The sequence below is a fragment of the Prosthecobacter sp. genome (assembly GCF_049294395.1).
GTDB lineage: Bacteria > Verrucomicrobiota > Verrucomicrobiia > Verrucomicrobiales > Verrucomicrobiaceae > Prosthecobacter.
In genome coordinates this window covers 156,626-168,976 of the sequence record NZ_JBAQCR010000205.1, presented here as the reverse complement: position 1 = coordinate 168,976, position 12,351 = coordinate 156,626, and the positions used below count along the sequence as shown (strand labels likewise).

Sequence of the window (12,351 nt, the reverse complement as noted above, 5' to 3'; positions counted from 1 at the left end):
GCCGGGAACCGCACATGGAATGTGCGGACCACTCCACGCTGGGCTGGCGGTGTGATCGCGGCTGATGAGAACGCGTGTAGAGCCCTATTTTGGACTCTTTGAGCGGCAGGGTGGTGGGTGCGCGCTCGGAGACGGGCCCATTCTTCGCACTACGTGCTTCGAAGGACACGCGAGCTGTCGCCACCCCCATCCTACGGGCTGTCTACTGACTGCCGGAAACCGCACACGGAGTGTGCGGACCACTTCACTGGCGGTTTTTCGGCAACCTCATGAGCGCATGACGACTTTCCAACCAGCTGCGGCGCAACTGGGCTGCTTTATTTCGGCAGGGCGGGGACGAGGAGCTTGGCGCGGTCGGCGGCGTCGCGGTCTTTGGGGCGGAAGCGGAGGAGTTCGCGGGCGGCGGCGGGGGAGCCCTGCTGTTTGAGGGAGGCGAGGTAGTCGTCGAAGGACTGGCGCTCGAAGGGGGAGAGGGGGCGGGTGGAGGCGGTGGCGAGGAGCCAGCGTGCCCAGGTGACGGCGGTTTCTTCGCCTTTGGCGGGCTTTTTGGGAATGGCGGCGACGGCGGCTTCGTAGTCGTCCAGCGAGATTTCCTCCATGTTGCCTGCTGGATTCAGATGGAGGCGGGCGAGGCCTTCGGCGAGCTTGAGGAACCACTCGGGCAAGTGGGTGCCTTTGGGGGGCATGGCGGCGCTGAAAAAGCCGTGGCCGGCGACGCGGAAGAGGACGCTGCTGCCGTCATCCGAGACGCGGGCGACGACGATGCCTTCTTCGTCATCGCTGCTGCGGGGGGTATCGCGGATGCCGGGGGTGAGGCAGTCTCCGGTGCGGAGCTCCCAGACGCGGAGTTCGCCTTCATCCGTGACGGTGACGAGACGCTGATCATCGGGGCTGAGGGCGATCACCGGCACATAGGAGTGATGCTGCATGGTGACGATGTTTTGGCGAGTGGCGATGTCCCAGACGCGGACGGCGCGATCACGGCCGGAGGTGATGAGGAGTTTTTCATCCTGGCTGAGCGTGACGGCACCGACGGCCGGCGGATGATGGAAGGGCTTGCCGAGGGGCTTGAGCGTTTTGGCATCGTAGATGAAGACCGTGCCGTCGGGATCTGCGGCGGCGTACATGGTCTTTTTGCGGTTGGCGCCGCCGGCTTCGGAGTAGCGGAGCTGCTCGGGCGAATTGTCCGGGCCTTTGATGCGGGTGATGAGATTTTTGTCGAGGACATCGACGAATTTGCGGCCGGACATGCGCTCATGAACGTCCCAAGCCTGCACGAAGGGATTGCCCCCGGGAGCCATCACGAGCAGGGAGCCGTCGCGGGTGAATTTGGCGTCTTTGACGGTGTGATCGATGTGGGAGGAGAGGAGGGCTCCGGTTTGAATGTCGAACACGCTGACATCGCCATGCCTTGAGACGGTGGTGATGAGGCTGGTGTCCGTGGCGGGCATGGCTTTGATGATTTCTCCGTCATGCTTGCGGATGGGATAGCGGAGCTGGCCGTTGCTGATATTCCAGACGTGCACGTAGCCGCCGCCGTCGCCTACGACGACGGACTGGCCATCGGCGCTGAAGGCGAGCGAAGTCACGGAGGACGGATGCATGAGCGGAGGATGCACATCGTCTTGATTGCGGAAGCTGCCGACGAAGACTTCGCCCTTGTTCATGCCGAGGGCGATCAACTCCTGCACGGGCTCGATGGCGACATGCAGGAGTCCTTTGTCGACTTCGATGGGATCACCGACGGCCTTGCCGAGGCGGAGATCCCAGGTGGTGGCGGCACCGTCGGGACCCTTGGGGTCGATGAGGCTGCCGCTGAAAATGGAGGCGGCAAAGACGCCGTCGTTGTCCACGGCGATCTCTCCGACGGCGCCTTTTTGCTGCATGACGACGGCGGGTTCCTGAGGCTGGCGTAGATCCCAGAGGTGGATGGAGCCCATGTCGGCGGCATCGACTTCACTGCCGGCGAGGAGTTTGGTGCCATTGCCGGAGAAGGCGATGCAGGTGACGAGAATGGGCAGGCGGGGCTGGAGGGTGCGGCGCTTGCCGTCTTTGAGGTTCCAGAGCTCGACGTTGCCATCGTCGCGTGCGACGACGACCTGCTGGCCGTCGGGGGTGACATCGAGGCAGGTGATTTCCACGCCGGGCGGGACGGGGTGATCGGTGCGCTCGCCGGTTTTCATGTCCCAGATGGAAATGATTTCACGGCGGGGTGCGCGCACGGCCACCTGGCCGGGGGTGGCCTTGGGCTTGAGGAAAGAGGCTGCGATGACTTTGTTTGTCTCACGACTGACGGCCACCTTGGCGGCTTCCACGGTTCCTTCGGGCAGGGCCAGCGGGGCGGTGTCTGGACGAATGAGGTGAACGTTTGCCAGGAGCGAGAGGAGATTGGTGGAGGAGAGCTCGTTGGCTGGATCGGTGCGCAAGGAGCGCGTGAGATAGGCGACGGCGTCGTTGTACTGACCGCGCTCGGTGAACTGGCGGGCCATCTGCTCGTCGGAGCGGCTGAAGGATTTTTTGAGGTTTTCGCGGCCGAGCTCGGCTTCGATGCGGTTGCGCTCCGCTGTGAAGTACAAGGCGGTGCTGGTGATGCCGCCGATGAGGACGGCGAGGGAGATGGCGATGGCGGCGGCGACGCCGACACGGTGACGGCGAACGAACCGGGCGATAAGGTAACTTCTGCTGGGCGGACGCGCGGTGATGGGCTCGAAGCTGAGGTAGCGCGTGATGTCGTCGGCGAGATCGTCGGCGCTGCCGTAGCGGCGGTTGGGGTCGCGCTCGAGGGCCTTGAGGGCGATCCAGTCGAGGTCTCCCTGAACGGTGGGCTCGATGGTGGAGGGCTTGGGGGGATCTTTCTCCGCGAGATCGCGCAGCAGCACGTGGATGGGCTTTGCGGCGATGTCCGAAGGGGTGATGAGAGCGCGGCCGCAGACGAGTTCGAAGAAGACGCCGCCGAGGGCATAGACGTCTGAGCGGGTATCGACATGCGAGCTGCCGTTTTCGATCTGCTCCGGGCTGATGTAGCCCGGGGTGCCGACGAGTTGATCGACACCGGTGGCGATGGTGTGGCCGGAGCCTTCGCCTTCGAGAACCTTGGCGATGCCGAAGTCGATGACTTTGGGGACGGCCTTGCCGGCTTCGTCCATGACCATGATGTTGCCGGGCTTGATGTCGCGATGGATGATGCCTTTTTGATGGGCGTGATTCACGGCGCGGCAGACCGGAATGAAGAGGGCGAGGCGCTGGCGCAGATTGAGATCGTTCTGCTTGCAGTAGCTGGTGATGGAGCGGCCTTTGACCATCTCCATGACGAAGAAAGGGGCACCGATGTCTGTCTCGCCCGCGTCCAGAATGCGGGCGATGTTTGGGTGCTCCATGATGGCGAGCGTGCGCTGCTCAATGGCGAAGCGGCCGAGGATGTCTGAGGAGGTGACGCCGGCCTTGACGATCTTGATGGCGACGATGCGGTGGATGGGCTTCACCTGCTCGGCACGATAGACGACGCCGAAGCCACCTTCGCCCAGTTTGTCGAGCAGACGGTAGCGATCGCCGATCCAGCCGTCGTTGCCGGTGAGGGACTCCATGTGGGAGCGCGGCCTGGAGGTGGTGCCCATGGAGGCCATGGAGCCCGCCGTGGCGGCAGGGAGGCCGCCGTGGCTTGGCATGGTGGAGGCGCCGGGAAGCGTGGCGGCACCGGGCAGGGTGCCCGGTTTGCCCGTGTGGATGGCAATGGTCTGATCCTCCGGACCGAGCGTGATGTTGCCGGTGTCCAAAGAGGGCGCAAATTTTTGATTCGATCCGCTGCCCATCGTAGCCGCAGGGAGACTGCGGCTGGGATTGGGGATGGCGATGGTCTGGTCTTCGGGGCCCAGGGTGATATTGCCGGTGGGTGGCTCGGGAGCGGGAGGCTTGGGCGTGACCGGCGGGGTCACTGGCTTGAGATTGGGAATCGCGATGGTCACGTCCTCCGGGCCCAGAGTGATCATTCCTGTCGGTGCCTCAGCGGGTGGCATGAACTTCGCATCCTCGTTTGAGGAGGAGGGTGGAGCTGGCTTGGCCGGATCAGGGTTCACGGGTGAAGAGGAAATACGGGGGCAATGTTTCAGAGAACCGGGGTGCGGGCAAGCCTTGTAAGCCGTGGGAAGCAAAAAGGTTGGACCCTTTCATGGGCTTGTGTTTGCATGCGGTCATCTTTTGTCAGCAAAGTTTCCATACGAACATTCCTCATGAATCCGCAAATTGGCTACATCTCCAACGGCAGGCTTTATCTCAAACCGACGGGCGGCCGCGAGGAGGAGATCGTTTCGGAATTTTCCAACAATTTGAAGAGGCGGCTGCAGAGCGTGCAGGACCGGCAGGGTTTTCGGAGCGGTGGAAGCGGTGCGGGATTTATGCGGGGAGGGCTGCCGACGGCCGAGCCGGCCAGTGTCGAAGACACTTTTCGCAGCGAGTTTTCCTGCGCGGGCAGTCAGGACGGGCACGTGTGCTATGCGATCGATGCGAATGAGGTTCGTGCACTGTTTGAATACAACCCGGGCGAGAAGTACGAGCGCCGGCTGCTGCATGGCCCGAAGCATCGTTTCAGTTCGATCTCCACGCGCCGAAATGAAGAGAGTGCCGAATGGCTACTGACGGCTGCGCAGGATCATGGCGTGAGCCGCATCTGCCTGTTCAAACCTGAGGCAGGCGGCGGGGGACTGATGGAACTGACTGAGGGGGACTCGCTGGATACTTTTCCTGTGTGGGAGCCGGGTAACGCGCGGTCTTTGGTGTATCAGACGTGCGGCATTGCCCGTCATGCGCAAACCCATGAGTGGGCAGGGCTGGGACCGGCGACGCTGCACCGTTTGAATCTGGACTCCGGAGACATGGAAACCGTGGCGGAGGACGTGCGGTATGATTTTCTCTGCCCCTCGTTCTCACCGGAGGGAACGCTTTACTACCTGCGCAGGCCGTATGAGCCCTTTCATACGCCGTCGTTTTGGAACATTCTGAAGGACATCGTGCTGTTTCCCTTCCGTCTGGTGAGGGCTGTTTTTGGCTTTTTGAATGTGTTCTCGATGTTGTTTTCGGGCAAGCCTTTGCAAACGGCAGGCAGGCCGCCGCAACCGCAGGCGGCTGACCCCAAGGCTGTGTTTCTGCATGGCCGCTGGGTGAACATGGAGAAGGCCATGAAGCATGCCGCGCAGAATGAGCTGAGTCATTTTGTGCCGCGCAACTGGCAACTGATGCGGCATGTGCCCGATGGTGAAGCCCAAGTCGTCTGCGAAGGCGTCATGGCCTATGCGGTGGGCGCGAATGAAACGGTCTATTTTTCCAACGGCGCGGGTGTTTTTGTGCAGAAGGACGGAAGCTCCAAACCTGAAAAGGTGAGTGATCGGAAACTGGTGACGTCGATTTTTGTGATGTGACCGTGAATGGTGCAGCGCTGTTACTTGAACTGGCGCAGGCGCAGGCTGTTTAAAATCACTGACACGCTGCTCAAGGACATGGCCACGCTGGCGATCATGGGATTGAGCAGCCAGCCGGTGAAGGGATAGAGGATGCCGGCGGCGAGGGGGATGCCGAGGCCGTTGTATAAAAACGCGAACATGAGGTTCTGGCGGATGACCTTCATGGTGGCGTGGCTGAGGGCGAAGGCCTGATGCAGGGCGCGAAGGTCTCCTTTCACCAGTGTGACGGCGGCGCTTTGAATGGCGACTTCGGTGCCGCTGCCCATGGCAATGCCGACATCGGCGGCGGCAAGGGCGGGAGCGTCATTGATGCCGTCTCCGGCAAAAGCGACGTGGCGATCCTTGCCGCGTGCCTGGTAGACGTGCAGAAGTTTTTCCTTGGGGGAGACTTCGGCGGCGACTTCGTCGATGTTCAGGTCTTTGGCGACGCGCTGCGCGGTGGCGAGAGCGTCTCCGGTGATCATCTGCAATTTCATACCGAGCGCGTGCAGCGCGGCGATGGCTGGCGGGGCGGAGTGCTTGATTTTGTCCTTGATGGCGATGAGGCCGAGCGGTTTTTCATTGAGCACGACGACCACGACGGTGCAGCCTTCCTCCTGCATTTTGACCGATTGGGCGCGGCATTCGGCGCTGACGAAGACGCCGTTCTTTTTCAAGAAGGCCTCCTGACCAATGAAGACTTCGCTTTCACCGACATTTCCCAGCACGCCGCCGCCTGTGACTGACTGGAAATCGGTGACGGCAGCGATGGGGATGTTGCGCTCCTTCGCGGCATTCACGATGGCGGTGGCGAGGGGGTGCTCGCTCATGGACTCAACGGCGGCGGCGCAGGCGAGCAAATCGCGGGCGGAGAGGCCGGGGAGCGGGAAGACTTCTGTGACTGACGGTTTGCCCTCGGTGAGGGTGCCGGTTTTGTCGAGCATCACGATGTCGATCTCGTGCAGGCGTTCGAGAGTTTCGGCGTTCTTGATGAGCACGCCCAGCTGCGCGCCACGACCGAGACCGACGGTGACGGCCATGGGTGTGGCCAAGCCGAGGGCGCAGGGGCAGGCGATGATCAAGACCGCGACAGCATTCACCACGGCAAAGGCAAAGGAGGGCTGCGGGCCGAACTGCCACCAGAGGAGAAAGGTGAGGGCTGCGACACCCACGACTGCGGGAACAAACCAGGCGGAGACGCGGTCTGCGAGACGCTGCACTGGGGCGCGGCTGGACTGCGCCTTGGCGGTCATTTCCACGATCTGACTCAGGAGGGTGTTCGCGCCGACGCGATCCGCACGCATGAGGAAGGTGCCGCTGCCGTTCACCGTGCCGCCGGTGACTGCGGCTTTCGCTTCCTTTTTCTGCGGCATGGATTCGCCGGTGAGCATGGACTCATCCACGGTGGAGCTGCCTTCGGTGACGCTGCCATCGACAGGAATGCGCGAGCCGGGTTTGATGCGCAGGACATCGCCGATCTGGATGTCATCCACAGGGGTCTCGATTTCCTCGCCGTTGCGTACGAGCAGCGCGGTTTTGGGCGCGAGATTCATCAAGGCGCGAATGGCGGAGCCGGTGGCCTTGCGGGCGCGGAGTTCGAGGAGCTGGCCGATCAGCACGAGGACGGTGATGACGGCAGCGCTTTCAAAGTAGAGCACCATGCCGCCATGGGTGGCAGCGTGGGGAAGCAGGTTCGGCGCGGCCAGCGCGACGGTGCTGTAGAACCATGCGGCGAGCACGCCGAGGCCGATGAGCGTGAACATGTTGAAGCGCAGGGTGCGCAGCGAATTGGCAAAACGTACCAGCAAGGGCCAGCCGACCCAGAAGACGACGGGCGTGGCCCAGACGAACTGCATCCAGCCGGAGGCTTCGTGAGGGATGTCGCGAATGAGCGGGAGATCCATGCCCATGGAAAGAAGGACTACCGGGGCGGTCATTGCGGTGCTCCAGCGCACGCGCCACCAGAGGTCGTTGACTTCGTCGTCACCGCCATCGCCGCAGCATTCGGGCTCGTTGCGGTGGGCGAGTGGATTTTTTTCCAGAGCCATGCCGCACATCGGGCATGCGCCTGGTTTGTCGGAACGGACGCCCTCGCACATCGGGCAGATGTAGGCGGCGGGAGGCAGGTTTTCCTTCACAGCAGCGGCGGGCTGCGCCTCGTGCGAGGAGCAGTGCGGGCAAGGTGTGGGTGCGTTGGGAAGCATCGCGGCGGTAAGGTAGCCGCACAAACAACGCCATCACCAGCCGATTTTTGGCGAAAGGTGCTCATGCCCGGGGTTTGCGGGTGTGGGGAGAGCGTGGGGGATATGGTGTGACAGGAGGTGCTGGGTGGCGCGTCCGGAACCGGCTAAAGCCGGGACTACAATACGTACGCTGCGGACTGCGGTGCGTGTGGTGCGTGCGGCAGATTTGGCGGGACGCCGCTTTGGGTGGCTGGATGGAGGGTTGAGGACGGAGGCCATTTAATAGCCTGCGAAAGCGGTGGCTCCGATGCAGGCTTGCGCCTTGCATCTGCGCGACCGCACTCCAAAAGCTGGCGCGTGGCCTCGTGCACCTAATCTCCCAAACGCACGATGAATGCTCTTTGCTGGGCTGAGGGCCGTTCAACCTTGGCGTCAGCCTTTGGTGATGCACTCGTCGAGATTGAGGATGGCGCTGGCGACGGCGTACCAGGCGGCGAACTCGGCGGAGGGAAGGTTTTTGGGGAGTTCGACGCCGGCGCTGAGTTCCTGGGTGGCTTGGGGGTCTGTTTGGGCGGATTCGAACTGGGTTTCCCAGAGGGTTTTGAGGACGGTGAGTTCCTGCGGTTTGGGTGTGCGCGCGAGGGCGAGGCGGAAGGCGTGCTGGAGGCGGGAGTCGAGGTCGGTGCTGGGGGATTCGGCGATGATGCGCTTGGCGAAGGCCCGGGTGGCGCCGACGTAAACGGGATCGTTGAGGAGGGTGAGAGCCTGCAGCGGGGTGTTGCTGCGGGAGCGGCGCACGACGCAGGCCATGCGGGCGCTGGCGTCGAAATTCATGAAGCTGGGATAGGGTGAGCCGCGCTTGAGCACGACGTAGAGGCCGCGGCGGTACTGCTCGGCTCCGGGACTGACGACGTAGTTGTACTGCTGGCCGCCGACTTTCTGCCAGAGGCCGTCGGGCTGGGGCGGGCGAATAGGGGTGCCGCCTTGTTTGAGATTGAGGAGGCCGGAGATGGCGAGGGCGTTGTCGCGGATGGCTTCGGCGTCGAGGCGGAAGCGGGGGCCGTGCCAGAGGAGGGAGTTGGAGGGATCGACGGAGGCGGAATTTATGATTTTTGATTTATGATTTTTGATTTCCGGAGAGGGAGGCGCGTTGGCCAAAGGGCGGATGGAGCTGGTTTGTTGATAGGTGGCGCTGAGGACGATTTTTTTGAGGAGGTGCTTCATGTTCCAGCGGCTGTCGATGAACTCGGTGGCGAGCCAGTCGAGGAGTTCGGGGTGGCTTGGAACTGCGCCTTTGATGCCGAAGTCTTCGAGGGTGGAGACGATGCCGGTGCCGAAGAGTTCAGCCCACCAGCGGTTGACGGTGACGCGGGCAACGAGGGGATTGTCGCGGCTGGCGAGCCATTTGCCGAGGGTGATGCGGTTGGGCGGGCCTTTGAGCTGAGTGTTGAAAATGGCGGGGACTGACGCGGTGACGGGGTCGGCGGGATCGGTGTAAACGCCGCGTTTGAAAATGGTGCTCATGCGCGGCTGGGGGAGTTCGCGCATGACCTCGGTGGTGGGGGCGGCGAGGGCGGTGATCTGCTTTTGCAGTGTGGCTTTCTGTTTTTCGAGCTTGGCGAGTTCGGGGTCTTTGGAAAGCGGTGCGGGGACGGCTTTGCCTTTGCGGCCTTTTTGGACAACGGGCGCTGGTTCTTCGACTTCGGGGAGGCAGGCGGCGACAATGCCTGCGATGCTGGAAATGCGAAGGCAGCCGATGACGAGGCCGTTGCCGAAATTTTGCGCCATGCGGATGCTGAGCTTGGTGCCGGGAGTGATCGCCACGGGCTGCTGGAGTTCGAAGGCGGCCCAGTGGGGTTCGTGAAAGCGCTGGCCGATGGCCCAGGCGCTTTTGCCGGTCTTGGTGACGAGGCTGGTGACATCGTAACCTTTCTGCGAGTAGTCGGCGTAGGCGGTCTTGAAGGTCAGCGGCTGCGTTTTGCCATCGGGCGTGGTGAGGGTGCAGTCGAAGGAGTGGAGAACGAAGTTGGGGCGATTGACCCCTCCCCTTCCCGGCCCATCGCCAGGGATGGAGGCGTGGGTGAGGGTTTCGAGCATGAGGCCGCTGAGCTCGCCGGCGGTGAGGTCGGTTTCGAAGGTGTAGGTGTCTTTGTCGGGGGCGGGGCCGGTGAGGAGGACGCTGCCGTCGGGCTGGAGTTCGGATTCGGCATCGCTCTCGGTGATGAAGGCGGTGGGCTTGAGGGCTTTGAGGGCATTTGATGAGGCGTTTTTGTCGACAGGTTTGCCGGTGCTGGCGACCTGCTTTTGATAAGCGGCGATCTGAGCATTCAAGGTCTTCATCTGCGCGGCGAGCTGTGCGCGCTGCGCATCGCCGCCGGGGTCGCTGATTTTGAACGGCGAGCCTTTGAACTGAATGGAGCCAGGTGTGGTGGGATTGGTGCGTTCAGCTTCTTTCTCGGTGTTGTTGTAGTAGGCGAGGAGCGAGTAGTAGTCGCGCTGGGAGAAGGGATCGTATTTGTGATTGTGGCACTGGGCGCATTCGAGCGTAGTGCCGAGCCAGACAGCACCGGTGGTGTTGACGCGGTCGATGACCTGATTGATGCGGCTCTCTTCGGGTTCGGTGCCGGCTTCGACGTTGGTGGGGGTGCAGCGATGAAAGCCGGTGGCGATGATTTGCTCTGGCGTGGCGTTGGGGAGGAGATCGCCGGCGATTTGTTCGAGGGTGAACTGATCGAAGGGCAGGTTGGCATTGAGCGCGTTCACCACCCAGTCGCGCCAGGCCCAGACTTCGCGGAGGTCGTCACGCTGAAAGCCGTGGGAGTCGGCATAGCGGGCGAGATCGAGCCAGGGGCGGGCCCAGCGGACGCCGAATTGATCGGAGGCTAGGAGGCGGTCGGCTAGTTTTTCCAATGCCGAATGACGAATGTCGAATGACGAACCGGAGCGACATTCGTTGACGAAGGCGTCGACTTCAGAGGGAGTGGGAGGGAGGCCGGTGAGGTCGAGGGAAAGGCGGCGGATGAGGGTTTCGGGAGAAGCGGGTGGAGAGGGAGAGAGGTTGCTGGCTTCGAGTTGGGCGAGGATGAAGCGGTCGATCTCGTTCTTGGGCCATGCCTGATTTTTGACGGCGGGCAAGGCGGGGCGCTGGGGCGGGATGTAGCTCCAGTGCTGGAGGGTTTCGAGTTTGTCGGGCCAGTGGGCGCCGGCGGTGATCCAGTCGCGGAGGTGGGAGATTTCGACGGTGGTGAGGCGGTCGCCGCGTTTGGGCATGGCGTCTTTGTCTTCCTTGGGCAAGGCGACGCGGCGGAGGAGGTCGGAGCCGATTTTGAGGTGCTGAGGCGAGGCGGTGTCGAGGCGGAGATCGGCTTTGTGGTGCTCGGGGCCGTGGCATTCGAAGCAGGCGCGCTGGAGGACGGGATAGACGTCTTTGGAGAAGTCGGTGCTTGCGGCGTGGAGGGTGGCTGTGGCGAGCAGCGCGATGAAGGCGGGACGGAGCATGCTGCTGTATGAACGAGGCGCGGGGGGCGGACTTTCGGGATCTGTAGAGGCGGGAGCGTGTGCTACAGCAAGAGTGCGCAGGATGAATCGTCAATCTGCGGCGCTCAGGAGTTCTGCGGGAGTGAGTGATTGACGATTGTCGAACAATCGATTGTTGATTTTTGAAGTATCGATCACGGCCTAATGAGAGCGTGTTTGGCGTGATGCATCCTCAGGTGAAAAGCATGGCATGCTGGAATGCCATTCCGTGATGGGTGGTTATCGGAGGCTGGGGTGGCATTGGAACGTCGTCAGACAGCGGAGCCAATCTGCGGCGGCACTGGTTGCAGACGCTGCTGGTGAGCTCTGGGTGCGGTGAAGTGCTGGGTTTGCTGCCCGGGTGGTTTTGGCCCTACCCAGGGTCGCCTCGCTGAGGCTCGGCTGACCCTGGGCTGTAATCCGCAGCTCCGTTGGAGCTGGTGTAATGCGGAGCGAAGTGTGGGAAGATGCGTTAGTCAGACAAGGAAGCCAGTGTGCAGGGCACGATGCGCTTTGATCGCCTGAGGCTGGGCATTATGGCGTAGCACTGATACGAATGCGACAGCGTCTGGGAAACGAAGCACAGCGGGTATGTGTGCGGCAAAGTTGGGCGCGAAGTCGCTTTCGCAAACTGGACAGCGGGTTAAGGACGAAGCGCATTCTTTACCCCGCGAAAGCGGCGGCTCCGATGCAGGCTTGCGCCTTGCATCTGCGCTACCGCACTCCAAAAAACGCTGTCGCGGCCTTGGTGGCTGAGTGTTCAATGCACACGTGCACATCCCTAGACGAGTGCCGTTCCTGTTATCCAGTCAAGGATCCAGATGGTTCTGCTACAAGAGGCGGCGGGCGTTGCGGAGGCCGTCGGCGGTGACGACGGCCTGGTTGCGGGCGGCGACCATGAAGTCGAGGTAATTCTGCCACTGCATGGGGCGCAGGGAGGCGAGGCCCATGCTGCGGCGGCTGTAGCCGTAGTCGGCGATTTCCCAGCCGAAGTCGGAATGGCGGTTGCGGTAGTCGGTGCGGTGAATCCAGGCGCCGAATTCGTCTTTGCGCCAGACTTCGGGATCGTTGCCGGGAATGATCTGGGCGAGACTCCAGACGCTACGGACGACTTCGAGGTCGTAGCCTTCGGCGCTGTGGCTGGAGAGGGATTCGGACATGGAGAGTGGAGGATAACAGGGTGAGCCTATTTGGCAGCTGTTTGCATGAACTCAGTTTCC

The 12,351-nt window shown here is 62.4% G+C and carries 5 protein-coding genes; 1 reads left to right on the top strand and 4 read right to left on the bottom strand.

Annotated features, from left to right (window positions below):
* Positions 1-317: 317 nt before the first annotated feature.
* On the bottom strand, positions 318-4,073 hold the full coding sequence (locus WAW39_RS13635) for a protein kinase domain-containing protein (protein ID WP_422319713.1): 3,756 nt from the start codon (positions 4,071-4,073) through the stop codon (positions 318-320).
* Positions 4,074-4,226: 153 nt separating this feature from the next.
* Between WAW39_RS13635 and WAW39_RS13630 the strand changes: the two genes are divergently transcribed.
* On the top strand, positions 4,227-5,411 hold the full coding sequence (locus WAW39_RS13630) for a hypothetical protein (protein ID WP_422319711.1): 1,185 nt from the start codon (positions 4,227-4,229) through the stop codon (positions 5,409-5,411).
* Between the two features lie 20 nt (positions 5,412-5,431).
* Here the strand turns inward: WAW39_RS13630 and WAW39_RS13625 are convergent, their stop codons facing one another.
* The 3 genes from WAW39_RS13625 to WAW39_RS13615 form a co-directional block, all read right to left on the bottom strand.
* Complete coding sequence (locus WAW39_RS13625; protein WP_422319709.1) at positions 5,432-7,636, bottom strand: copper-transporting P-type ATPase; 2,205 nt, start codon at positions 7,634-7,636, stop codon at positions 5,432-5,434.
* Between the two features lie 411 nt (positions 7,637-8,047).
* Positions 8,048-11,113: a DUF1553 domain-containing protein gene (locus WAW39_RS13620; protein WP_422319707.1), complete on the bottom strand. Its 3,066-nt coding sequence runs from the start codon at positions 11,111-11,113 to the stop codon at positions 8,048-8,050.
* A gap of 848 nt (positions 11,114-11,961) precedes the next feature.
* Positions 11,962-12,291 carry a hypothetical protein gene (locus WAW39_RS13615; RefSeq protein ID WP_422319705.1) on the bottom strand — a complete coding sequence of 110 codons (330 nt, stop codon included), beginning with the start codon at positions 12,289-12,291 and terminating at the stop codon, positions 11,962-11,964.
* Positions 12,292-12,351 lie beyond the last annotated feature (60 nt).

What these genes read in the sequence shown, in the direction of transcription:
- WAW39_RS13630 (WP_422319711.1), top strand. Translation starts at nt 4,227, where the DNA reads ATGAATCCGCAAATTGGCTACATCTCCAACGGCAGGCTTTATCTCAAA.
- WAW39_RS13620 (WP_422319707.1), bottom strand. Translation starts at nt 11,113, where the DNA reads ATGCTCCGTCCCGCCTTCATCGCGCTGCTCGCCACAGCCACCCTCCAC.
- WAW39_RS13625 (WP_422319709.1), bottom strand. Translation starts at nt 7,636, where the DNA reads ATGCTTCCCAACGCACCCACACCTTGCCCGCACTGCTCCTCGCACGAG.
- WAW39_RS13615 (WP_422319705.1), bottom strand. Translation starts at nt 12,291, where the DNA reads ATGTCCGAATCCCTCTCCAGCCACAGCGCCGAAGGCTACGACCTCGAA.